The organism is Streptomyces sp. NPDC002446, assembly GCF_053595675.1.
The window spans coordinates 100,247-123,001 of record NZ_JBSFYC010000005.1 but is presented as its reverse complement, the minus strand read 5'-3'; the positions used below and the strand labels follow the sequence as shown (position 1 = coordinate 123,001).

The 22,755-nt window shown below is 71.7% G+C and carries 17 protein-coding genes; 6 read left to right on the top strand and 11 right to left on the bottom strand.

The annotated features are described in order from the left end of the window. Positions 1-123 precede the first annotated feature (123 nt). Positions 124-1,752 (top strand): acyl-CoA synthetase, encoded by a 1,629-nt coding sequence (locus ACWD6P_RS05130; RefSeq protein ID WP_451442643.1) that lies wholly within the window; start codon positions 124-126, stop codon positions 1,750-1,752. Here the strand turns inward: ACWD6P_RS05130 and ACWD6P_RS05125 are convergent. Both ACWD6P_RS05125 and ACWD6P_RS05120 read right to left on the bottom strand, forming a co-directional pair. Continuing rightward, positions 1,707-2,417: a chorismate mutase gene (locus ACWD6P_RS05125; RefSeq protein ID WP_451442642.1), complete on the bottom strand. Its 711-nt coding sequence runs from the start codon at positions 2,415-2,417 to the stop codon at positions 1,707-1,709. The two genes, ACWD6P_RS05130 and ACWD6P_RS05125, sit on opposite strands and share 46 nt — an antisense overlap. Before the next feature lie 149 nt (positions 2,418-2,566). Continuing rightward, positions 2,567-3,265: an alpha/beta fold hydrolase gene (locus ACWD6P_RS05120; protein WP_451442641.1), complete on the bottom strand. Its 699-nt coding sequence runs from the start codon at positions 3,263-3,265 to the stop codon at positions 2,567-2,569. A 121-nt stretch (positions 3,266-3,386) separates the two neighbouring features. On the opposite strand from ACWD6P_RS05120, the gene paaK reads away from it, so the two are divergent. After that, positions 3,387-4,715, top strand: a complete 1,329-nt coding sequence (paaK, locus tag ACWD6P_RS05115) for a phenylacetate--CoA ligase PaaK (protein WP_451442640.1) — start codon at positions 3,387-3,389, stop codon at positions 4,713-4,715. Positions 4,716-4,787: 72 nt separating this feature from the next. On the opposite strand, the gene ACWD6P_RS05110 is transcribed toward paaK, so the two are convergent. The 5 genes from ACWD6P_RS05110 to ACWD6P_RS05090 all read right to left on the bottom strand — a co-directional run bounded on the left by ACWD6P_RS05110 (position 4,788) and on the right by ACWD6P_RS05090 (position 11,656). After that, a complete protein-coding gene (locus ACWD6P_RS05110; protein ID WP_451442639.1) occupies positions 4,788-5,588 on the bottom strand; it encodes a VOC family protein in 801 nt (266 codons plus the stop codon). 96 nt (positions 5,589-5,684) lie between these two features. Then, a complete protein-coding gene (locus ACWD6P_RS05105) occupies positions 5,685-7,226 on the bottom strand; it encodes an acyl-CoA synthetase (protein WP_451442638.1) in 1,542 nt (513 codons plus the stop codon). Positions 7,227-7,283: 57 nt separating this feature from the next. Beyond that, the gene (locus ACWD6P_RS05100) at positions 7,284-8,834 is read right to left on the bottom strand and encodes an acyl-CoA synthetase (protein WP_451442637.1); all 1,551 of its coding nucleotides are present in this window, start codon (positions 8,832-8,834) and stop codon (positions 7,284-7,286) included. Continuing rightward, positions 8,831-9,940 carry an NAD(P)H-dependent flavin oxidoreductase gene (locus ACWD6P_RS05095; protein WP_451442636.1) on the bottom strand — a complete coding sequence of 370 codons (1,110 nt, stop codon included), beginning with the start codon at positions 9,938-9,940 and terminating at the stop codon, positions 8,831-8,833. Before ACWD6P_RS05095 ends, ACWD6P_RS05100 begins: the two co-directional genes overlap by 4 nt. 153 nt (positions 9,941-10,093) lie before the next feature. Next, positions 10,094-11,656 (bottom strand): phytoene desaturase family protein, encoded by a 1,563-nt coding sequence (locus ACWD6P_RS05090; RefSeq protein ID WP_451442635.1) that lies wholly within the window; start codon positions 11,654-11,656, stop codon positions 10,094-10,096. 179 nt (positions 11,657-11,835) lie between these two features. Here ACWD6P_RS05090 and ACWD6P_RS05085 point away from each other — a divergent pair, with 179 nt between their 5' ends. Further along, a complete protein-coding gene (locus ACWD6P_RS05085) occupies positions 11,836-13,143 on the top strand; it encodes a glycoside hydrolase family 27 protein (RefSeq protein WP_451442634.1) in 1,308 nt (435 codons plus the stop codon). 27 nt (positions 13,144-13,170) lie between these two features. Here the strand turns inward: ACWD6P_RS05085 and ACWD6P_RS05080 are convergent, their stop codons facing one another. Further along, on the bottom strand, positions 13,171-15,144 hold the full coding sequence (locus ACWD6P_RS05080) for a tetratricopeptide repeat protein (protein ID WP_451442633.1): 1,974 nt from the start codon (positions 15,142-15,144) through the stop codon (positions 13,171-13,173). A gap of 33 nt (positions 15,145-15,177) precedes the next feature. Continuing rightward, positions 15,178-16,092, bottom strand: coding sequence for an oxygenase MpaB family protein (locus tag ACWD6P_RS05075; protein WP_451442632.1), 915 nt, complete (start codon positions 16,090-16,092; stop codon positions 15,178-15,180). Positions 16,093-16,484: 392 nt separating this feature from the next. On the opposite strand from ACWD6P_RS05075, the gene ACWD6P_RS05070 reads away from it, so the two are divergent. Next, positions 16,485-17,771 carry an MFS transporter gene (locus ACWD6P_RS05070; RefSeq protein WP_451442631.1) on the top strand — a complete coding sequence of 429 codons (1,287 nt, stop codon included), beginning with the start codon at positions 16,485-16,487 and terminating at the stop codon, positions 17,769-17,771. Between the two features lie 144 nt (positions 17,772-17,915). Continuing rightward, a complete protein-coding gene (locus tag ACWD6P_RS05065; RefSeq protein WP_451442630.1) occupies positions 17,916-18,521 on the top strand; it encodes a response regulator transcription factor in 606 nt (201 codons plus the stop codon). 459 nt (positions 18,522-18,980) lie between these two features. On the opposite strand, the gene ACWD6P_RS05060 is transcribed toward ACWD6P_RS05065, so the two are convergent. Together ACWD6P_RS05060 and ACWD6P_RS05055 are read right to left on the bottom strand one after the other, a co-directional pair. Further along, a complete protein-coding gene (locus ACWD6P_RS05060; protein WP_451442629.1) occupies positions 18,981-19,304 on the bottom strand; it encodes a hypothetical protein in 324 nt (107 codons plus the stop codon). Between the two features lie 79 nt (positions 19,305-19,383). After that, positions 19,384-21,183 carry a carbamoyltransferase family protein gene (locus ACWD6P_RS05055; RefSeq protein WP_451442628.1) on the bottom strand — a complete coding sequence of 600 codons (1,800 nt, stop codon included), beginning with the start codon at positions 21,181-21,183 and terminating at the stop codon, positions 19,384-19,386. A 573-nt stretch (positions 21,184-21,756) separates the two neighbouring features. Here ACWD6P_RS05055 and ACWD6P_RS05050 point away from each other — a divergent pair. After that, positions 21,757-22,662 carry an alpha/beta hydrolase gene (locus ACWD6P_RS05050; RefSeq protein ID WP_451442627.1) on the top strand — a complete coding sequence of 302 codons (906 nt, stop codon included), beginning with the start codon at positions 21,757-21,759 and terminating at the stop codon, positions 22,660-22,662. Positions 22,663-22,755 lie beyond the last annotated feature (93 nt).

The window sequence follows — 22,755 nt, the reverse complement described above, 5'->3', positions numbered from 1 at the left end:
TCTGACAGGTAGTCAGATTTCTTGGCCGGGGCCCTTCCCAGCTCCTCCCGGCGGCGCTCTAATGACCGCCTGGGTCCGGTCCGCCGACCGGGTCGAGCCGAGGCCGCCCGGTCTGGAGGAGACATGGAGTACAACCTTGCCGACCTCTTCGAGTCGATCGTCGACACGGTTCCCGACCGCGAGGCGCTGGTGTACGTCGACCACCCGGGGACCGGTGCCGAACGGCGGCTGACCTACGCGGAGCTGGACCGCGCCGCCAACCGCCTGGCCCACCACCTCGGCGACCACGGCGTCCGCCCCGGCCAGCACGTCGGACTCCACCTCTACAACGGCGTCGCCTACCTCCAGGCCGTCTACGCCTGTCTGAAGATCCGCGCCGTCCCGGTGAACGTCAACTACCGCTATGTGGAAGAGGAGTTGGTCTACCTCTACCGGGACGCCGACCTGGTGGCGCTGGTCTTCGACGCGGAGTTCACCGGCCGGGTCGCCGCCGCCCTTCCGCAGGCCCCCGCGCTGCGGCACCTCGTACGGGTCGGGACCCCGCCCGCCGGCGTCCCCGAGCCGCACCTCGCGCCGGTCGCGCTCGCGGACGCGGAAGCGTCCGGCTCACCCGCCCGCGGCTTCGGGCCGCGCTCCGCCGACGACCAGATCGTCATCTACACCGGCGGCACCACCGGCATGCCCAAGGGCGTGATGTGGCGCCACGAGGACATCTTCTTCTCCGGCATGGGCGGCGGGGCGCCGACCGGTGAGCCGGTGAAGCGGCCGCAGGAGCTGGCCGAGCGGGTCGCGGCAGGCGGTGACGGAATCGTCTTCTTCCCCGCACCCCCGCTGATGCACGGCACCTCCACCCTCACCGCCTTCATCGCCTTCCACTTCGGCCAGAAGGTCGTCATCCACCGCAAGTACGCGCCCGAAGAGGTGCTGCGGACCATCGAGCGGGAGAAGGTCACCAGTGTCTCGCTGGTCGGCGATGCGATGCTGCGCCCGCTCGTCGACGCGCTCGGCGGGCCGCTGAAGGGCGTCGACTGCTCCTCGCTGTTCAGCGTCAGCAGCTCCGGCGCGATCCTCTCCGAGACCGTACGCGCCCAGTTCAGCGCCCTGGTCCCGCACGCCGTGCTGCTGAACAACTTCGGCTCCTCGGAATCCGGGTTCAACGGCACCGCCACCGACGACTCGGGCCCCGAGCGGGGCTTCCGGCTGCGCGTCAACTCGCGTACGGCGGTGGTCGATCCGGTGACCCGCGCGCCGGTCGCCGCCGGTGAGGCGGGCCGTCTCGCGCTGCGCGGACACGTACCGCTCGGCTACTACAACGACCCGGAGAAGACCGCCGAGACCTTCTTCGAGGCGCACGGTGAGCGGTGGGTGCTGCTGGGCGACATGGCCACCGTCGACGAGGAGGGCGTCGTCACCGTCCTCGGCCGGGGTTCGCAGTGCATCAACTCCGGCGGCGAGAAGGTCTACCCGGAGGAGGTCGAGCAGGCGCTCAAGGCCCATCCGGAGGTGTACGACGCGCTGGTGACGGGTGTGCCGGACGAGCGGTGGGGCAACCGCGTCGCGGCCGTGGTCCAGCTGCGCGCGGGGGCGGCCCCGCTGGACCTGGCGGGCATCCAGGCGCACTGCCGGAGCCGGCTGGCGGGCTACAAGATCCCGCGGGCCGTGGTCTTCACCGACCGCATCCGGCGCTCGCCCAGCGGCAAGGCCGACTACCGCTGGGCGAAGGCGGTGGCGGCCGGCGAACGGGAGGCGTGAGCCGCTCCGCCCGCCCGGGGCGCCGTGGCCGCGGGCGCGGTGTCCGTGGCGCAGACCGACCGCAGTGCGCGGGCCAGTGCCGCCGTGTGAAGCGCGTCCAGCTGCCGCTCATGGCGCAGGCGGACGGCGTTCGCGGCCAGCAGCGGGCGGCAGTACGGCGCGGAACGGGCGTCCGGCGAGGCGGCGACGGCCCGCACCAGCTCGCCGTTGATGCGGTTGATCTCCTTGCGGACCTCGCCCAGGTCGGGCCGTTCCTCCGGCGCCTGGGAGGGGTCCGCCTCCCACCGCCGGTGCAGTCCGCGCTGTACGACCTTGCTGGCCTCGATCTGGTCCCGGAAGATCCGCACCGTCGCGTCCGGGTCCGCGCCCAGCTCGCGGGCCTGTGCCGCCACCGCGTCCAGCACCTGCTGCTCGCGCGCCGGGTCGTCGATCGGACCGCCGGTGCCCCACTTCGCCGCGGCCACCAGATCGCCGGTGGCCAGCCGCTCCGCGGACAGCGCGGCGAGCGGCCGGAGCCGTCCGTACGGGGAGTGCGCGGCGGCCTGCGGGACAGCCGGGGCGGACGGGGCCGACGGCGCCGCGACGGCCCCGCCCACTCCGGTGAACAGGACGGTCGCGGCGGCGCCGGCGACCAGCGCACGGCGCATCGAGGCGGTCAGCTGCACGGTTGGCCTTTCTTGAAACTCGGGCGCCCCCGGGGCAGTTCGCGGGCGACGCCGAGGGGGAGTCGGTGCGAGGGCGTTGTGGGCGGGCGTACGGCGGTGAGCCCGGGCGAGGCGGGTCCCGGCGCGTGCCCCGGCCGCCGGTGCCGCAGCTACCGGCTGGGCGTCAGGAACGAGGTGACCTCGGCGAGGAATGCGCCGGGGCGTTCCTCGTGGACGAGGTGGCCGGCTCCCTCGACCGTCACCAGGCGGGCTCCGGGGATCCGTTCGGCCAGCTCGGCGAGGTGTTCCTGGGGGACATGGCTGGTCGGGCCGCCGGCGATGACGAGGGTGGGCGCGGTGATGTCGGTCAGGGCGTCCCACCACCGGGGGTCGGGGGCGTTGCGCTCCGCCACCACGGCGACCTTGGCCCGCCAGTCGAACGGCAACGGGCCCGCCGGCCGCTCGGGCAGCTCCTGCGGCGGCTGCGCGGGAAGCGGCGGGGCGGCCTCCTCCAGGACCAGGCGGGCCACCAGCTCGGGGCGTTGCGCGGCCAGCAGCAGCGCGGTCACCGCACCCAGCGAGTGGCCGATCAGGGTCACCCGCTCCAGGCCCAGCGCCTGCAGGAACCCGATCGCGTCATCGCGCCAGCACTCGAATCCGTACTCCCCCGGCCAGTCGCTGTGTCCGTGGCCGCGCTGGTCGAGGGCGAAGACCCGATGGGTGCCGGCGAGCCGGCCGACGAGACCGCGCCAGTCCTCGCCGTCCTCCCCCAGGCAGTGCAGCAGCACGGCCGGGGGCGCGTCCTCCTCGCCCCACACCCGATACGCCAGCCGGACCTCACCGACCTGCACCTTCCGGATGTCACTCATGCGCGGGACGCTACCCGTGAGCCGCCTGCGCCACGCCCCTTGACGTGTTCGCCGCGCGCTGATTACTTGGACCGCATTCAGCTACCGAATGATCGGTAGGCAGACGAGGCGGTGACATTCCATGCCGGAAGCAGGCACGGGCAGGGCCATGGGCGGCGAGGTCTTCGACGATGCGGAGCGGCTCTCCGGGGACGCGTTGCGGGAGCTTCAGCTGACCCGGCTGCGCGCCTCGTTGCAGCACGCCTACGACCATGTGCCGTTCTACCGCGAGTCCTTCGACCGGGCCGGGGTGCATCCGAAGGACTGTCACGCGCTCGGCGATCTCGCCCGCTTCCCGTTCACCGTCAAGGACGATCTGCGCGCCCACTACCCCTTCGGCATGTTCGCCGTGCCCAAGGAGAAGGTGCGCCGCATCCACGCCTCCAGCGGCACCACCGGCCGTCCGACGGTCGTCGGCTACACCGAGCGCGACCTCTCCCACTGGGCGGACGTCGTCGCCCGTTCCCTGTACGCGGCCGGCGGACGGCCCGGTCACACCGTCCATATCGCCTATGGATACGGCCTGTTCACCGGCGGTCTGGGCGCGCACTACGGCGCGGAGCGGCTCGGCTGTACGGTCGTCCCGGCGTCCGGCGGGATGACGAGCCGGCAGGTGCAGATTATCCAGGACTTCCGTCCCGAGATCATCATGGTGACGCCGTCGTACATGCTCACCCTGCTCGACGAGTTCGAGCGGCAGGGCGTCGATCCCCGGACGACCTCGCTGAAGGTGGGCGTCTTCGGTGCCGAGCCCTGGACGCAGGAGATGCGGCGCGAGATCGAAGAGCGGTTCGCGATCGACGCCGTGGACATCTACGGCCTGTCGGAGGTCATGGGCCCCGGTGTCGCCCAGGAGTGCGTGGAGACCAAGGACGGGCTGCACATCTGGGAGGACCACTTCTATCCGGAGGTGGTCGACCCGCTCACCGGCGAGGTGCTGCCGGACGGTGAGCACGGGGAGCTGGTCTTCACCTCCCTCACCAAGGAGGCGATGCCGGTCGTCCGCTATCGCACCCGTGATCTGACCCGGCTGCTGCCGGGCACCGCGCGCGCCGCGTTCCGCCGGATGGAGAAGGTCACCGGGCGCAGCGACGACATGATCATTCTGCGTGGGGTGAACCTCTTCCCCGCGCAGATCGAGGAGATCGTGCTGCGCACACCGGGCGTCGCCCCGCACTTCCAGCTGAGGCTGGCCCGGCAGGGCCGGATGGACCACCTGACCGTACGCGCCGAGGCCCGGCCGGATGCCACCCCCGAGGCGCGCACGGCGGCAGCCGGGCTGATCGCGCGCGGGGTCAAGGACGGCATCGGGGTCTCGGTCGGCGTGGAGATCGTCGATCCGGAGACCCTGGAACGCTCGGTGGGCAAGATCAAGCGCATCGTGGACACCCGCCCGCGGGACAAGGCCTGAGGGAGGGCGTTCTGCCTCCGTCCCCGGCACACACGCCCGGGGCAGCCTTCGCGGCCGTCGCCCGGCTCCCGCTCAGGTCATGTTCGGGTCCCCCTTGATCAGGGCGAACGGGGCCCCGGCGGGGTCCGTCACCATGGCCAGCCGGCCGACGCCCGGTGCGTCGGCCGGCGGGATCAGGACTGTGGCGCCACGGTCGATGGCGGCGGCGAAGGTCGCGTCGCAGTCGGTGACGCCGAAGTACGGGTGCCACTCCGAGGTCGAACCGGCCTCCTGATGCTCCTGCGGCAGCTGCATGAGGCCGCCCTGCCCCGTGTCGTCGGCCTTGCCGCCGCCCGGCGAGGAGATGACCGAGTAGACCAGGTCGCCGCCCATCGGCATGTCCTGAAAGCTCCAGGAGAAGACCGAGCGGTAGAACCCCTTCGCCGCGGCCGCGTCCGTGGTGTAGAGCTCCGTCCAGCAGAGCGTGTTCGCCTCCATGACCATCTCCAGGCCCTGGACGTCGCCGGGCTGCCATACGGCGAAGTCGGCGCCCGTCGGGTCGGTGAAGGCCGCCAGCCGGCCCGCCGTGAAGACATCGTCCGGCGCGACCCGCACCGAGCCGCCCGCCTGCTCCACGGCCTTGGCCGTGGCGTCCGCGTCGCGGGTGTGGAAGTACGCCGTCCAGGCGGAGCTCGCGCCCTCCTCCGTCAGCGGGCCGACGGCTCCGACCGTCTTGCCGTCGAGGTGGAAGAAGCCGTACCCGCCGGCCTCGGGCCCCGCCGATTCGAAGCTCCAGCCGAACACGCCGGAGTAGAAGTCGGCGGCAGCGGCGACATCGGGGGCGCCGAGGTCGAGCCAGTTCGGTGTGCCCGGGACGTAGTCGGTGGTCAGCATGGTGCTCCTCCGTCGTGCCGATCGCGGCCTGCGGGCTGTTCTCCCGCCGCTTCCCAGCATGGCAGGGGGCACTGACAGTCGCCCTCCGCGCGCGGCTCAGGGCGCGGCGAAGCGCTCGCGCAGCTCCCGCTTGAGGACCTTCCCGCTGGCGTTGCGCGGCAGCGCGTCCACGAACACCACCCGTTTGGGCGCCTTGAACGGCGCGAGGCGGGCCCGCGCCGCCTCGATCAGCTCCCGCTCCCCCACCAAGTCCCCGCCGCCCCCGCTGCCCGCGCCGTCCGTACGCCGTACCACCACGGCCGTCACCGCCTCGATCCAGTGCTCGTCCGGCAGTCCGATGACGGCGACCTCCGCCACCTGCGGATGCTCGTAGAGCACGTCCTCCACCTGGCGCGAGGCGACCAGGACGCCGCCGGAGTTGATGACGTCCTTGACCCGGTCGACCACGGTGAAGTAGCCCTCCGCGTCCCGGACCGCGAGGTCACCGGAGTGGAACCAGCCGTCCCGGAACGCCTCGGCGGTCTCCTCGGGCTTGTCCCAGTAGCCGGTGCACAGCTGCGGGGAGCGGTAGACGACCTCGCCGCGGGTGCCGTCGGGTACCTCCCGGCCCGCCTCGTCCACCACCCGCGCCTCGACGAACAGCACCGGCCGCCCGCAGGAGTCCATCCGGCCCTCGTGCTCGTCCGGTCCGAGCACGGTGGCCAGCGGCCCGATCTCGCTCTGCCCGAAGCAGTTGTAGAAGGCGAGGCGGGGCAGCCGGGCGCGGAGCCGCTCCAGTACCGGCACCGGCATGATCGAGGCGCCGTAGTAGGCCTTGCGCAGCCCGCCCAGCTCCCGGGTGGTGAAGCCGGGGTGGTTCGACAGCGCGATCCACACCGTCGGCGGCGCGAAGAGGCTGTCGGCCAGGCCCGCTTCCACCAGGTCGAAGACCTGCTCCGGGTCGGGCCCGTCCAGGATGGTGTTCTCCGCGCCCACCGCCAGATAGGGCAGCAGGAACACATGCATCTGCGCGGAGTGGTAGAGGGGCAGCGAGTGCAGCGGGCGGTCGGTCTCCGCGAGGTCGAGGGCGACGATGGCGCTGGTGTACTCGTGCACCAGCGCCCGGTGCGTCATCATCGCGCCCTTGGGCAGGGCGGTCGTCCCCGAGGTGTACAGCAGCTGTACCAGCTCGTCGTCGGGGACTTCGGGCAGCGGCCCGGCGCCGGTGGGCGCGGGCTGTGCGGCGACCCGTTCCAGCAGCCCGCCGGGCGCGCCGTACAGCGGCATGGCGGGCAGGGAGTCCGGCAGCCGGTGGGCGAGTGCGGCGTCGGTGAGCACCAGGGCGCTGCCCGACTGGTCCAGGAGGTAGCGCAGATCCTCGCCGGTGAGGCCGTGGTTGACCGGTACGTGCACCAGTCCGGCGCGGGCGCAGGCCAGAAAGCCGATCAGATACGCGTCGGAGTTGTGCCCGTAGGACGCGACCCGGTCGCCGGGCCCGAGGCCGTCCGCCAGCAGCACCCGGGCCGCGGCGGTCACCGCGTCGTCCAGCTCGCGGTAGGTCCAGGCCCGCTCCCCGTACCGCACCGCCGTGCGCCCCGGCACCCGGCGCGCACTGCGCCGCAGGACTCCGTCGACCGTGTTGCTCCGCGCTCGCGTCATGGCGCGATCCTCGGCCGCGCCCCACCCGCGGTCAAGGCACCCGGCCGCGGCGGTGCGCTACACCGCGCGCTCGCGCCCCTCCCAGTACGGGTCGCGCAACCGCCGTTTGTAGAGCTTGCCGTTGGGGTCGCGGGGCATGGCGGTGATGAAGTCGACCGTCCTGGGCCGTTTGTAGCCCGCGAGCCGCTGCTCGCAGTGGGCGAGGATCGCGGCCGCGAGGGCCGGTCCGGGCTGCTGCCCCTCGGCCGGTTCGACGACGGCCTTGACCTCCTCGCCCCAGTCGGCGTGCGGGATGCCGAACGCGGCGGCGTCCGCGACGGCGGGGTGGGTCAGCAGCGCCGCCTCGATCTCGGCGGGGTAGATGTTGACACCGCCCGAGATGATCATGTCGATCTTGCGGTCGCGCAGGAAGAGGTAGCCGTCCTCGTCGAGGATGCCGAGGTCGCCGACGGTGAAGAAGTCGCCGATGCGGTTCTTCGCGGTCTTCGCCGCGTCCTTGTGGTACGAGAACCCGCCGGTGCTCATCTTCATGTAGACGGTGCCCAGTTCGCCGGGCGGCAGCCGGTCGCCGTCGTCGTTGAAGACGGCCAGTTCGCTGATCGGCCAGGCCTTGCCGACCGTGCCCGGTTTCTTCAGCCAGTCCTCGGCGGTGGCGAAGGCGCCGCCGCCCTCGCTCGCCGCGTAGTACTCCTCGACGCACCGGCCCCACCAGTCGATCATCGCCCGTTTGACGTGGTCGGGGCAGGGCGCGGCGCCGTGGATGGCGTGCCGCATGGACGAGACGTCGTAGCGGTCCTTGACCTCGTCCGGCAGGGCGAGGAGCCGGTGGAACTGGGTGGGGACCATGTGCGTGTGGGTGCAGTCGTGCGCGTCGATGAGGCGCAGCATCTCCTCGGGCGTCCACTTGTCCATCAGGACGACGGGGTGCCCGATGTGCAGGGACGCGCCGGCGAACTGGAGCACGGCCGTGTGGTAGAGCGGCGAGCAGACCAGGTGGACGTTGCCGTCGAAGGGCCTGATCCCGAAGATGCCGAGGAAGCCGCCGAGGTAGGTCTCCTCGGGGGGCCTGCCGGGAAGCGGGCGCCGGATGCCGCGCGGGCGGCCGGTGGTGCCGGAGGTGTAGTTCATCACCCAGCCGAGGGTGCGGTCCTCGGGCGCCGACCCGGGCTGTCCGTGCAGGAGCCGGGGGTACGGGCAAAAGCCCTCGATGTCCCCGACGGCGTAGCGGTGGCTCGCCGGCAGCTTCGCCTCGTCGGCCGCCGCGGTCGCCGCGGCCGCGTACCGCTCGTGGGCGATGAGCACCTTGGCGCCGGAGTCGGCGACGATCCAGGCGATCTCGGGGCCGACCAGGTGGTGGTTGACGGGGACGAGGTAGAACCCGGCCTGGGAGGCGGCGAGGTAGGCGGTGAAGAACTCGACGCCGTTGGGGAGCACGACGGCGAAGGCGTCGCCGCGCTCCAGGCCCGCCGCGCGCAGCCCGTGCACGAGCCGGTTGACGGCGGTGTGCAGCCGGCCCGCGCTCCACTCCTCGCCGTCCGGGGCGATCAGGACGGTGCGGTCGGGGTCGGCGGTGGCCTGGGCCCAGAAGCCGTTGGGCGCTTGCGTCATGACCGGTCCCTTCCGGCGATGCGGTTGATGCGGTCGATGGCCCGCTCGAAGCCGCGGGTGAGGTCGTCGAAGACGGCCTGGACGCTGCGTTCGCTGTTCATCCGGCCGACGATCTGACCGACCGGGGTGCCCAGCAGCGGTGCGACCTCGTGCCGCTGGATGCGCGAGTTGGCCTCGGCGACGAGCAGGCCCTGCAGCGGCATCGGAAGGGGGCCGGGGCCGTCGGGGCCGTCCCAGGCGTCGGTCCATTCCGTACGCAGCTGACGGGCGGGTTTGCCGGTCAGGGCGCGGGAGCGGACGGTGTCGCCCGGCCCTGCGGCGAGCAGCTTCGCGGTCAGCCGCCGGGAGTGCAGCTCGGCCTCCTCGGTGGTCAGCCAGATCGAGCCGAGCCAGACGCCCTGCGCACCGAGGGCGAGCCCGGCGGCGATCTGCTCGCCGGTGCCGATGCCGCCCGCGGCGAGCACCGGCAGCGGGTCGACGGCCGCCACGACTTCCGGGGTGAGGACCATGGTGGCGATCTCGCCGGTGTGGCCGCCGGCCTCGTAGCCCTGGGCGACGACGATGTCGATGCCGGCGGCCTTGTGGTGCCGGGCGTGGCGGGGGCTGCCGGCCAGTGCGGCGACGAGGACGCCCTGGTCATGGGCGCGCTGGATGACGTCGGGCGGCGGCGGGCCGAGGGCGCTGGCGAGCAGTCTGATCGGATAGTCGAAGGCCACATCGAGCTGGGTGCGGGCGACCTGCTCCATCCACCCGGTGATCCGCCAGCCGGACGCCTCGCCCTCGGCCAGCTTCGGCACCCCGTGTTTGTCGAGGAGTTCCTCGACGAACCTGCGGTGCCCCTCGGGGATCATCGCCTCGACGTCGGCCTCGCTGACGCCGTCGACCTTCTTGGCGGGCATCACCACGTCGAGGCCGTAGGGCAGACCGCCGGTGTGCTCCTGCATCCAGTCGAGGTCGCGGGCCAGCTCGTCCGGCGCGGTGTAGCGGACCGCGCCGAGCACCCCGAACCCGCCGGCCCGGGTGATCGCGGCGGCGACCGCGGGGAAGGGCGTGAACCCGAAGACGGCGTGCTCGGCTCCCAGCGTGTTGCTCAGCTCCGTCTGCATGCGCGCAGGATGCCGCAGTGCGCCGTACGAGGGAAGAGATTTTCTGATGCAGCGTCAGAAATCCGCCGGGCCGGGCTGGTTGGTCTGCCGGACCGGCCCGGTTGCCTCCCCGGGCTCGGCCCGCTCGCGCTGCCCGGGGGCGGCCCGCTCGCGCTACCCCTCCTCCAGCACCGCCATCGCCGCGTTGTGCCCCGGGATGCCGCTCACCCCGCCGCCGCGGACGGCCCCCGCGCCGCACAGCAGGACGTTGGGGTGGGCGGTGGCCACGCCCCAGCGGGCGGGCGCGCCCCCGGCCCGCTCGGCCTCCTCGTCCGCGTACGGGAACGCCAGCTCGCGGTGGAAGATGTTGCCGCCCGGCAGGCCCAGCTCCCGGTCCAGGTCGAGGGGGGACCTGGCCTCGATGCAGGGGCGGCCGTCGGCGTCCTTCGCCAGGCAGTCGGCGAGCGGTTCGGCGAGGTGGGTGTCGAGCTCGGCGAGGGTGGCGGCGAGCAGCCGGTCGCGGGTGGTGTCGTTGTCGGCGGTGAACAGCCGGGCCGGGGCGTGCAGTCCGAAGAGGGTGAGCGTCTGGTAGCCCTGGCGGACCAGGTCGGCGCCGAGGATGGAGGGGTCGGTCAGGGAGTGGCAGTAGATCTCGGACGGCGGCGCGGTGGGCGGCTCACCGGACGCGGCCTGCCGGTAGGAGCGCTCCAGCTGGTCGTAGCCCTCGGCGATGTGGAAGGTGCCGGAGAAGGCCTCCCGGGGGTCCACTCGGGTGTCGCGCAGCCGCGGCAGCCGGGTGAGCAGCATGTTCACCTTGAGCTGGGCGCCCTCGGCGGGGGGTGGCGGGGCCTCGCCCAGCAGGCGGGCGAGCTCCCGCGGTGCGGCGTTGACCAGGACCCGGCGGGCGCCGATCGTGCCCTGCTCGCAGCTGACCTCCGCGGTCCGGCCGTCCGTGGCGATCGCGGTCACCGGGCAGTTGGTGACGATCTCGGCCCCGGCGCGGCGGGCGGCGTCGGCCAGTGCGTCGGTGAGGGCGCCCATGCCTCCGATGGGCACGTCCCAGTCGCCGGTGCCGCCGCCGATGACGTGGTAGAGGAAGCAGCGGTTCTGCCGCAGGGAGGGGTCGTGGGCGGTGGCGAAGGTGCCGATCAGGGCGTCGGTGAGGACGACGCCGCGGACCAGGTCGTCGCGGAAGGTCTCCTCGACCACCTCGCCCAGGGGGCGTTCGAAGAGGGCGTGCCAGGTGGCGTCGTCGTCGACGGCGGCGCGCAGTGCGGCGCGGGTGGGGAGCGGCTCGGTGAGGGTGGGGAAGACCCGTTCGGCGAGCCGCCGGGTGGTGCCGTAGAAGCGCTGCCAGGCGGTGAACTCCCGGTCGGAGCCGGTGAGTTCGGCGAACGAGGCACGGGTGCGGGCGTCGCCGCCGCCGACGAGCAGACCGGTGGGGCGGCCGTCGCGGACGGCGGGGGTGTAGGAGGAGACGGTGCGTTTGCGGACCGCGAACCGCAGCCCGAGGTCCCGCACGATCTTCGGCGGCAGCAGGCTCACGAGGTAGGAGTAGCGGGACAGCCGGGCGTCGACCCCGGTGAACGCCCGGGTCGAGACGGCGGCGCCACCCGTGTGGTCCAGCCGCTCCAGCACCAGCACGCTGCGCCCGGCGCGTGCGAGATAGGCGGCGGCGACCAGTCCGTTGTGCCCGCCGCCGACGATGACCGCGTCATACGAAGTCCGTTCCGGCATGCCCCTTGGTAGCACGCGGTGATCTCGGTCGCCAGGTGCACGCGGCTGAATCCTCCGGTCCGGTCGGTGCGGCGTCTTGCACGGCCGGGGGGCTGCTCCTAGCGTCCGGCCGTGCTCGCCCCGGCACAGCCCCGGCCGTCCTGTCCGCGGGCCGTCCCGCTTCCCCCGTGAGGTGACCCGTGTCCCGCCCTTCGGTACTCCGCACCGGCCGCCGCCTCGCCGGGCTGACGGCCGTCGCCGCCTGCTCGGCCGGGCTGCTCGCGGCCCCCGCGCCGGCCTCGGCCACCTCCGGACCGGTCCGCGCGCCGGGTGCGCCGCACTCCGCCGGGCCGTATCCGAATCTGGCGCCGACTCCCCCCATGGGCTGGAACAACTGGTCGTACTACATGTGCGGCGTCAGCGAGCAGGTGGTGCTCGACAATGCGCGGGCGCTGGTCGGTTCGGGGCTGGCGAAGCGGGGCTATGACACCGTCACCGTCGACGACTGCTGGATGGCCAGGCAGCGCGGCGCCAAGGGCGAGCTGGTGCCGGACGCGGCGAAGTTCCCGCACGGCATGGCCCACCTCGGGCAGCAGCTGCACCAGATGGGTCTGAAGTTCGGCATCTATGCGGACGTCGGCACGCTCACCTGCGAGAAGTATCCCGGCAGCCTCGGCCACTTCCGCCAGGACGCGGAGCTGTTCGCGCAGTGGAAGGTGGACTACGTCAAGGCGGACGGCTGCAATGTGCCCACGGTGGCGGGGCGCGACAAGGAGCAGACCTACCGCGATCTGTACGGGCAGATGAGCGGGGCGCTGCGGGCCTCCGGCCGGCCGATGACCTTCTCGGTGTCCGCGCCGGCGTACTTCCAGTTCGGCAAGCAGAGCGTCTGGCATCAGGTCATCGGCTGGTCCGCCGAGCTCGGCAACCTGTGGCGCAGCGGTCGCGATGTGGCGCTGCAGCAGAGCACACCGGATGCGAAGTGGTCCTCCATCGTCTACAACTTCCGCTACAACGCGAATCTGGCGGACCTCCAGCGGCCCGGCCGCTGGAACGACCCGGACTTCCTGCTGGCCGGCGACTCGGGGCTGACGCAGCAGGAGATGCAGAGCCAGATGTCGCTGTGGGCGGTGATGGCGGCGCCGCTGATCTCCAGTACGGACCTGGGCAAGCTGTCGCCGGCGGCGCGGACGGTGCTCGGGAACGAGGAGGTCATCGCGGTCGACCAGGATCCGCTCGGCGTACAGGGGAGGATCGTGCAGCAGGACGCGGGCTCCGCGGTGCTGTCGAAGCCGCTGAAGAACGGCGACCACGCGATCGCCCTGTTCAACTCCGGTGCCACCCCGCGCACCCTGTCCGTCACGGCCGGCGCGGCCGGGCTGCCGGAGGCCTCCTCCTACCAGCTGCACGACCTGGTCTCCGGGCGCCGCGCGCACAGCGACCGGGACATCGTGGCCCGGCAGGTGCCGGCGCACGGGACGGTGCTCTACCGGGTCACCCCGAGCTGAACCGCCCTGGCTCCGCCGGCGGCGCCGCTACCTCGCCCGTGCGGTGCGCTGCCGGCGCAGGGCCGCGACCCGGCGGTGGAGGGCGGCCGCCTCGTCGGCGCGGCCCAGCTGTTCCAGGCACTGGGCCAGGTCGCTCCAGCTGGCCAGCGCGTCGAGGTGCGCGGCGCCCAGGACCCGTTCGCGGGCGTCCGCGACCTGGCGGTAGCGCTCCAGCGCATCGCTCCAACGGCCGAGCCAGCCGAGGGCCACGGCGGTCTCCCGGAGGCTGACCAGGGTGTCGGGGTCGTCGGGGCCCAGCACCCGTGCGCGGGCCTCGGCCACCTCCCGGGCCTCCACGAGCGCCTCTTGCCAGCGGCCGAGCCGGCCGAGGGTGACCCCCAGGCCGTGCCGGGCGCGCAGGGTGTCCGGGTCGTCGGCGCCCTGGGCGCGGGTGCGCGCCGCGATCAGCTCGCGGTAGAGCGTCATGGCCTCCGCGCTGCGGCCGAGCCGGCCCAGGCCGATGCCGACTTCGTAGCGCGCGGCGAGGGTGTCGGGGTGGTCGGGGCCCAGCGTTGCCGAGCGGCCCGCGGTGACCTCCTGGCAGGCGCGCAGCGCCGCCGCCCAGTTGCCCTGCCTGCCGAGTACGGAGGCGAGTTCGAAGCGGGTGGTGAGGGTGTCGGGGTGGTGTGCGCCCAGCACGCGGGCGCGCGCCTCGGCCACCTCGTGGGCCATCGCGCGGGAGTCCTCCAGCCGGCCGAGCCGGCCCAGGTTGAGCGCGAGGTGGTGGCGGCAGCCGAGGGTGTCGGGGTGGTCGGGGCCCAGCGTGCGTTCCTGGGCGGCGAGCACCTCGGCGTAGCACTGGTGGGCCTCGAAGTACCGGCCGCGGCGGCCCAGCTCGTGGGCGTCCTCCAGGCGTCCGGTGAGGGCGGCTCGGCGGTCGTTCGGCGGCGCGGGGCTGGCGAGCGGGACGGCCGGGGCGGCGGCGCCGGGCCGGGGATCGCCGCCGGTCCAGGCGTCGGTGAGGACCGTGGCGGCCCGGTCCGCCGCGGGGCGGGGCGGACGGCGGGCGGCACCGGCCGGGGAGCCGGGGGTGATTCCGCGGGTCCACGACGGCAGTGCGGCGGGGACCGTGACGTCATCGGGGCCGGCCGGAGGATGGCTGCCGGGCTGCGGATGGCGGGCGTCGGCGAGGCGTTTGGCCAGCTCGTCGGCGTCGCAGGGCCGGTCGTCGGGGTCCTTGGCGAGCAGTTCGAGCATGATCCGCTCGTAGGGCCCGGGCAGGTCGGGGCGGAGGGTGCGCGGCGGTGTGGGGGCGGTGTCGCGGTGGCCGACGAGCACCGCCCAGGCGTCGCCCAGGTCGAACGGCGGGACGCCGGTGGCCAGCTCGTAGAGCACACAGCCCAGGGAGTAGAGGTCGCTGCGGTGGTCGATGGCGTGCGCGCCGATCTGCTCGGGCGACATGTAGTGCGGGCTGCCCATGGCGATGCCGGTGCCGGTGAGGCGGGCGGTGAAGCCGATGTCGTGGCCGAGGCGGGCGATGCCGAAGTCGCAGATCTTGACCGTGCCGTCGGTGGTGCGGACGATGTTCGCCGGCTTCAGGTCGCGGTGCACGACGGCCTGTTCGTGGGTGTAGGCGAGTGCGGCGGTGACCTGCTCGGCGATCTCGATGACGTCCGGTACGGGCAGCGGCTGGCGCCGGTTGTCGTCCAGCAGCTGGCTGAGGTTACGGCCGCTGAGCAGCTCCATGACGATGAAGAGCGTGCCGTCGTCCTCGCCGAAGTCGTGGACGACCGTGATGCCGCGGTGCTGGAGCCCGGCCGCGACCCGGGCCTCGCGCCGGAAGCGTTCGCGCAGCACCTGGAGGAACGACGGTTCGTGCCGGGGCCCCAGCGGCTTGAGGCATTTGACGGCGACCTGCCGGCCCAGCGATTCGTCGCGCGCCCGCCAGACCTCGCCCATGCCGCCGCGCCCGATGGTGCCGAGCAGCCGGTAGCGCCCCTGAATCAGCCTGTTTTCCGCCATCCCGTATCGCCGCCCCCGTCCCCAGTGCCGCGGTCAGCCGCGCATCTCCCCCTGCCCCTGGTGCTCGTCCAGTATGGCGGCGGATCGGCGGAGCTTGTAGGGCGCTGGGCGGGTGCCGGGGCCGAGTCGCTCGACGGCGCGCAGGATGTGCCGGGGTGGCAGCTGCCAGCGGACGGTGGGCGGAATGGCGCGAAGGAGGCGGCCGGTGGCGCGCAGACGGCGGGTGACGGCGGCCGGCGGGGGTGCGGGGCGCCCGTAGAGCTCATGTGCGTACGCCGGGAGCGCCCCGTAGGCGAGGTGCGCGACCGGCCGCCAGAGCAGTGCGCGGGCCGGGACGAGCGGGGCGGGGGTCGGTGGCCGGCGCAGGAAGTCGTCGACCTGGCGGGCCTCGGGGGTCAGCGCCAGTTCGGGCCGTACGCGGTCGAAGTAGGCGGCGAGCGCGGCCCGGTCGCCGGGGACGCCGTCGGGGTCGAGGCCGACCAGCCGGGCGCTCGCCCGCTGTTCGGCGAGGTAGCGGTCGGCCTGGGCGTCGCCGACCGGATAGCCGGAGCGGCGCAGTACGTGCAGGTAGGAGTCCACCTCGGCGCAGTGCACCCACAGCAGCAGGGCCGGTTCGTCGACGCCGTAGCGCTCGCCGGTGGCCGGGTCGGTGGCGGTCAGCCTGCGGTGGATGCCGCGGACCGCGGCGCCGGCCCGCTCGGCGGCCTCGGTGGTGCCGTAGGTGAGGGTGCCGACGAAGTTCGCGGTCCGCATCAGGCGGCCCCAGGCGTCGCGTCTGCCGCTGGTGTTCGTCTGGAAGGCGGCCGAGTTCTGCATGACGCCGCGTACGGCCCGCGGGTGCAGCGCCTGTAGGTACAGCGCACGGACGCCCGCGATCCACATCATCGGGTCGCCGTGCAGCTGCCAGGTCACCGAGCGGGGCCCGAAGAGCCCGGGGTCGCCTGCCATCACCACACCTCCGGTCTGCCGGTGTGACGAGGCGTTCGAGTTGGCCCTGGATCACGGCCCTGACCTGCCCTGATGCTGACGGCGACCCGTATGCCCCGCCACGAAGTAGGCGGTTTGGTGGGCACTTTGGCACAGGGGGCGTGCCGGGGGAACCGCCGAAGCGCCACATGTGCCGCCGTTCCCGGGCGCGTCCGGCTGGCGCGAAACCGATGCGCCGTCAGATGCGGTGTTCACAGGCCCAGCGCCCTCCTGTACTTTTGGAACGTGCTCGAAAACCATCCTGGAACCACCCGGTGCGAGCGAACCCGGCGCACGGACCCGCGTCGCGGCCGTCCGGCGGCCGCGACCGGCGACCTGCCGGCCGTCGGCTTGCGCACGGAACCGAGCCCGCCGTGAGCGCTGGTCCGGCGGTCGCCGACCAGCGGCCGAAGCTCACTCACCAGCGGCCGATCCTGCTGGTGTGCCTGGCCGTGTTCGGGCTGATGACCGGCCAGCAGGTGGTGAACCCGGTCCTCGCCCCCCTCGCGCGCGAGCTCGGGTTCAGCGAACTGGCGCTGGGGTTCGTGCTGTTCGTCGGGGCCTCCGGCGTGGTGCTGGCCGGGTCGTTCTGGGGCCGCCGCGCCGCGGCCTGGGGCCACCGCCCCGTTCTGCTGATCTCGCTCACGGGAGCGACGGTCGGCCTACTGGCGTTCGCGATCAGCGCCCACATCGGGCTGACCGGCGTGCTCTCCGTGCCGGTCGTGTACGCATGCGCCATCCTCAGCCGCGGCGCCGCGTTCGGCCTCGCCTGGGCCGCAACCCCGGTCACCGCGCAGTCCTATGTGGCCGACATGACCACCGGCGAGGCCGAACGGGTACGGGGCATGGCCCTCTTCGGCGCGGCGCAGGGCCTCGGCCTCGCCGTCGGGCCCGCCATCGGCGGTCTGCTGAGCATCACCGGTCTGCTGGCTCCGCTGTACGCGGCACCGGCGATCCTGGCCGTGACCACCCTCCTGGTGGCTGTCAGTGTGCCGAAGCCGCGGGCCCGCACGGAGCGCCCCCCGGCGGTGAAGGTCAGCCCGTTCGACCGCCGCATGTGGCCCTTCCTGGCCACCGGCTTCTGCCTGTACCTCGCCATGACCCTCACCCTGATGACGGTCGGCTTCCTCCTGCAGGACCGGCTGCAGCTCACCCCCAGCCGGACCGGGACGGTGACCGGCATGGTCGCGCTGGCCGGAGCGGGCATGATCGCCGTCGTCCAGGCCGTGGCCGTACCGCGGCTGGGCTGGCCACCGCTTCGCCTCATGCGGGTGGGGTCGACCCTGATGACCACGGGCATGCTCGTCGTGGCCGTCGCCCCGACCGGACTCCTGATCGGCCTGGGGACCGCCCTGCTCGGGGCCGGACTCGGGTTCGGCATGCCCGGGATCATGTCCGCGCCGAGCCTTCTGGCCAGGCCGGAGGAGCAGACCAGCGTGGCCGGGCTGGTCAACGCGACCACCGCCCTCACCTTCATGACCGGCCCGCTGCTGGGCAACGGCCTCTACGAGGTCGGCCGCTCCATCCCGTACCTCTTCGGCACGGTGATGCTGGCGGCCGTATCGATCTTCACGTTCACCCACCGGGGAGTACGCCAAACCGTGCAGGTAACAGCCGCGGAACCGCCCGCCGTGCCGACCGGACCACCCCGGGTTCGGTAGAGATCTCCATTCGGACAGACGCCCTGTCCGAGCAAAGCGGCGAGAACTGACAAAGACGATCACAAGTGGTTCTCGTACGCGTATGATACGATCACCCAGCTCTAGGGAGGAATCAAGGCGACCCTAATTGCATGGGGGAATCAAGTGGGAATCAATGTAGCGGTTTCCGATGATCTGCATTTGTCCCGGGTTGCGCTCACGGCATTACTTGAGCAGCACGACGAGATCAGAGTTGCCGGATCGGCAGACAGCAATCTTGCGGCACTGGAGTTCGCCGAGCTGCATCGACCGGATGTCGTCATAATAAGCTTCGAAGACGGAGACAGCGACACGATCGAAATCGCTCAGAAAATTACCAGCCTGCCGGGGTGCCGAAGCTTATTGCTCGCCACCGCATTTACCCGGTCGACCGTCCGCAGAGCCTTTACGGGCGGCATCGACGGGATGGTGCAGCGAAGTGCGCCCCCTCGTCAGTTCTTCGAGGCCATCCACATGGTGCACCAGGGTGAGCGGGTCTTCGACGCGGAGCTGACGGTCGCGGCGGTGGGCAACGGTGACTGTCCGCTGACCATGCGGCAGCTCTCCGTACTGGAGCAGGTCTCCCGGGGTGACACGGTGATGGAGATCGCGGCGCGGTTGTGTCTGTCGGAGGGGACCGTGCGCAATTACATTTCCTCCGCGGTGGCGAAGTTGGGCGCGCGCAACCGAATTGATGCGCTCCGTATCGCCCGGGATTCACACTGGATCTGAATTATTCCGCTGCTGGGAATTCCTCGTCCTGAGCGCCGGGCGATCGCGACGGAGTGCGCGTCGGCGGCAGCGGGGATTTCTCAGCGTCCAGGTCGCCGGTACTTTCCAGGACGGGGCGGCCTGTTTGTGGACTGTTTGTGGCCTGTTTGACGGCGCCGATCCGGCCGGGCCTGGAGTGACGTGCTGAAGAATCCAGCGGCGTCGCTCCGGGTCCGGCCGCGGCCGTTCGGTGGAATAACGGATTCCACGGGGGAGCTCGCTGCAGATCGTCTTTCCCGTGCCGAGACCGCCGGGGCCGGTCGGGGTGTTTCCGAAAGAAAATCTGCAGCCCGCCGCCTATACGGACCTCAGTAAATTCGGGCCCCGGCGGCGGGGACCTGGATTCCTTTGCCGGGGTCCCGGAAGCGTGCGGCGGCGGGGACCGGTGACGGAGCCAAGCCACCGTGCCGGTCCCCGCTGCTACTCGGATCGGGTCGCCGGTGCGCCTCGACGCGATCCCATGCGCTCGCGGCACGCGTACTTCGCCGCCTCCACAGTGCTGCGGGCCAGGGCGACGGCGTCGTAGAGGAGATCGGTGTGGGTGGCGTGATCGGCGTGGGTGGCGGCGCCGTCCGGGCCGTCTTGTTGCGTACGCAGCAGGACGGCCGCGCAGGTGAGGGCATCGCAGGCGGCGCTGACCTCCGGGATGCGCTGCCGGTGCGAGCCGCGGAGTTCCACGGCCAGCGTTTCCAGTTGGCGGACGACCGTCGTCAGGTCCACGGTCGTCTCGTGGACGGTACTCATAGCAAGAACCCTTCGCCTTCCCCGACGCCGGAACGCCGGGGCGTCGCAGCACGACGCCCCGGCGGGAGGACAACGGACGTCATGCCGGCCGGTCGACCTTGGTGACGAGGTGGTTGCCGAGCACGAGGTAGTCGATCTCGGTGCCCAGGAAGCACTTCACCGCGTCGGCCGGGTTGCACACGATCGGCTCGCCCGCCACGTTGAACGACGTGTTGATCAGGCACGGGACGTCGGTCAGCGCGGTGAACCGGCGCAGCAGCGTCGCCAGCAGCGGCGTGTCCTCATCGGTGATCGTCTGCACCCTGGAGGTACCGTCCACGTGCGTCGCACCCGGAATGACCTCGTGGTACTCCGGCCGCACCGGGAAGACGAACGTCATGAACGGCGAGCGGGTCTTGCGGCCCATCTCGAAGATCTTCGGCGCATCCGACTCAAGGACGATCGGCGCGAACGGCCGGAACGGCTCGCGGTGCTTGACCCTGGTGTTGATGACGTCCTTGATGTCTGGGAACTTCGGGTTCGCCAGGATGCTGCGGTGGCCCAGCGCCCGGGGGCCGTGCTCGATCCGGCCCTGGAACCAGCCGATGACGACCTTCTCGGTGAGCAGGTTCGCCACCTTCTCGACGACCTCGTCCTCGGCCAGCCGGGTCCACTGCACACGATCGCCGAACTCCTGCAGGGTCCGCTCGATCGTCGCCTCGTCGTACTCCGGTCCGAGGTACGGGGTGACCGAGTCGGCGTACTTCACCTCGGCGGTGGTGTCCGGGTGGTTGGCCCAGGCGTGGACGGCGGCGCCGATGACGACTCCGGTGTCGCTGGCACCGAAGCTCACGTCCATGTCGTCGAAGCGCGAACCCTCCAGCAGCTTGGTGTTGTTCACACAGTTCAGCGCCAGGCCGCCCTCGAACAGCAGGTGGTTCAGGTCGGTCCTGGCCTCCAGCGCGCGCAGCTGGTGGCTGGTGACGACGGTGAGCATCTCCTGTGCCGCGGCGGCCACATTGGCCTTGTACTCGACGGTGTCCTCGAACGGACCGAAGTGCTTCTCGAAGAGCTCGTCGAAGCAGCGGGGGTTCTCCACGTCGTGCGGCCTGCACAGGGTGTAGCGCCCGTCGTCGTGCAGCTGGACGATGTGGTCCAGGAACGGGTTCGGGGAGGGGGGCTCAGCGAACCCGGAGAGGCCCATGACCTTGTATTCGTCATTGTTGGGCACAAAGCCCAGGAATCGCGTGATCGAGGCGAAGAGGTTGCCGATCGAGTCGTTGGCGCTGATGGTCGACTCGTCGAAGACCCGTATCCGGCCGTCGCGGATCTCGCCGATCAGCGAGGAGAAAAGTTCGGCGCGGCCGTCACTGATGAGGAACGCCGTGTCCTTCATTCCCGCCATGTAGTAACCGGTCATCGCGTGGGCGAGGTGGTGCTGTACGAACACCACCTTGTCCGGGTCGGGGGTGAAGCCGGTGCGCTCGGCGAAGTCGGCGAGGATCGCCTCGGGGCTGAGGGCCTTGGCGAACAGCTCACCGAGGCGACCCAGCCGGGCCAGCTTCTCCGGAGGCTGCATCGGAGTGTCCGCGAGGTCGATCATCATCCCGTCGAAGACCGTCGCGGAGAAGTTCCACGGGATGGCGATGAGATCGACGTCGGAGAACGTGATGCCCGCCTGGTCCAGGCACCACTGCACCGCGTTGACCGGGAAGTCGGAGGTCTTCTTCTCCCGGTTCAGCCGCTCTTCCTCGACGGCGGCGACCAGCTTGCCGTCCACCAACAGCGCTGCACCCGAGTCATGGCCGAGGACGTAGTGCTTCTCGGTGCCGACCGCGCCAAATTGCTCGGCGAAGACTTCTGCGCCCCGGGTGAACCCGTTGCACCCCAGAACAATCATGACAAATTCCTTCTCTGTTGCGCTGCGTCGCGTGCACCGTCCGCCAGCGGTTGAACCGCTCGGGCCGACGCGTCCTCACGAAAGGGCTGGTGATGGGGCGTGCTGCCAAAAAGTGCCGGTTCCCCACCGCACATCGATATGCTCGAATGTCACATCCGGGCAGGATTCCCAAGTACGGCAATATTCGAGTGGCTTTTCACATTGCCGACTCTCCTCGCCAGGCTACCGGCGTAGATCAACCCCCGGCAATGTGCGAACCACATCACCATGGATGCGTTTTTCACAGCCCCTCAAGAACCGTGCCTACGCCGGGGAGCGCCACAGTAATTCGCTGCCATGACGGATGATTGGCCCCAGCGTATTTCGTGATCAGTCATGTACAGTCGGAGCGCGTGGGGGAGTTGGACGCGCGTCTTCCTGACGCTGTTGCCGACGAATTGTCAAAGACAATCGTATGCGCCGCATTTTGCATCGGACCAGTCCTTAGGAGGGGCTGCTATGCCGTTGGACCGCATACTCCGTAACCTGATCACCTGGCAGAGCGCCGGCGGCCCCCCGGTTCCGGCTCGGGCCATGACCGTCGAGTCCGCCCGCGAGCTGTATCTCCGCAATGCGGTCCGCCCGCGCCGGGAGGACGGCGGCCCCCGCGTCACCGCCGCGGACCGGACGGTCGGCACCGCGGACGGTTCGTCGTTCCGGTGCCGGGTCTACACCCCGGAATCGGACGAGGGCCGCGTGGTGACCTACCTGCACGGCGGCGGGTGGGTGCTGGGCGACATCGACAGTCACGACTGGGTCTGCCGCATCCTGGCGGCATCGCTGGGCGCGGTCGTCGTCTCGGCCGACTACCGACGGGCACCGGAGTTCCCCTATCCCACTCCCCTGCTCGACGCCATCGCCGCGGCCCGCTGGACGAGCCGGTCCTTCCCCGGCCGCGCGCATGTGATCGCCGGTGACAGCGCCGGCGCCAACCTGTCGCTCGGCGTGGCACTCGACGCGCGCGACGCCGGTGACCTGGAGCTGGCCGCTCAGCTCCTGCTGTACCCGCCCGTGGATCCACGGCTGCTCTTCGCCTCGGCCAGCGAATGCGCCGAGGGGTATCTGCTGACCGTCGACGACATGGCCTGGCACTACGAGCTGTACGTTCCCGATCCGCGGCAGCGCAGCGAACCCGCCCTCGACCTGCTGCGCGCGGACCTGCGGGACCTGCCGCCGACGGTGGTCGCCACGGCCGAATTCGACCCGCTGCACGACGAGGGGGTGGAGCTGGCCGACAAGCTCCGCGTCGACGGCGTACCCGTCCGCCATGTGCCGGGGCCGGGTCTGGTGCACGGCTACTTTCTGATGCAGGACATCGTGCCGGCGGCGGCGACCTGCGCCCAGCGGGTCCTCCAGGAGCTGGACACCGTGCTGCGGTCGGCGCACGGAGCGGGCCGCCGGGCATCCGGCGCGTACGCCGAGGCGATCCGAGGGGAGTGAGCTGGCCGCCGCGCGGGCATGCGGCGGCACACAACGGCCCTGCTCGGACCGGCCCCGGTGCGGCGGCCGGTCCGAGCAGGGCCGTGCCGTGTG

Coding starts and splice junctions, on each gene's coding strand:
- ACWD6P_RS05110 (WP_451442639.1), bottom strand. CDS start 5,588: ATGCTGACCACCGACTACGTCCCGGGCACACCGAACTGGCTCGACCTC.
- ACWD6P_RS05100 (WP_451442637.1), bottom strand. CDS start 8,834: ATGACGCAAGCGCCCAACGGCTTCTGGGCCCAGGCCACCGCCGACCCC.
- ACWD6P_RS05075 (WP_451442632.1), bottom strand. CDS start 16,092: ATGGCAGGCGACCCCGGGCTCTTCGGGCCCCGCTCGGTGACCTGGCAG.
- ACWD6P_RS05090 (WP_451442635.1), bottom strand. CDS start 11,656: ATGCCGGAACGGACTTCGTATGACGCGGTCATCGTCGGCGGCGGGCAC.
- paaK (WP_451442640.1), top strand. CDS start 3,387: ATGCCGGAAGCAGGCACGGGCAGGGCCATGGGCGGCGAGGTCTTCGAC.
- ACWD6P_RS05080 (WP_451442633.1), bottom strand. CDS start 15,144: ATGGCGGAAAACAGGCTGATTCAGGGGCGCTACCGGCTGCTCGGCACC.
- ACWD6P_RS05130 (WP_451442643.1), top strand. CDS start 124: ATGGAGTACAACCTTGCCGACCTCTTCGAGTCGATCGTCGACACGGTT.
- ACWD6P_RS05060 (WP_451442629.1), bottom strand. CDS start 19,304: ATGAGTACCGTCCACGAGACGACCGTGGACCTGACGACGGTCGTCCGC.
- ACWD6P_RS05105 (WP_451442638.1), bottom strand. CDS start 7,226: ATGACGCGAGCGCGGAGCAACACGGTCGACGGAGTCCTGCGGCGCAGT.
- ACWD6P_RS05055 (WP_451442628.1), bottom strand. CDS start 21,183: ATGATTGTTCTGGGGTGCAACGGGTTCACCCGGGGCGCAGAAGTCTTC.
- ACWD6P_RS05050 (WP_451442627.1), top strand. CDS start 21,757: ATGACCGTCGAGTCCGCCCGCGAGCTGTATCTCCGCAATGCGGTCCGC.
- ACWD6P_RS05095 (WP_451442636.1), bottom strand. CDS start 9,940: ATGCAGACGGAGCTGAGCAACACGCTGGGAGCCGAGCACGCCGTCTTC.
- ACWD6P_RS05120 (WP_451442641.1), bottom strand. CDS start 3,265: ATGAGTGACATCCGGAAGGTGCAGGTCGGTGAGGTCCGGCTGGCGTAT.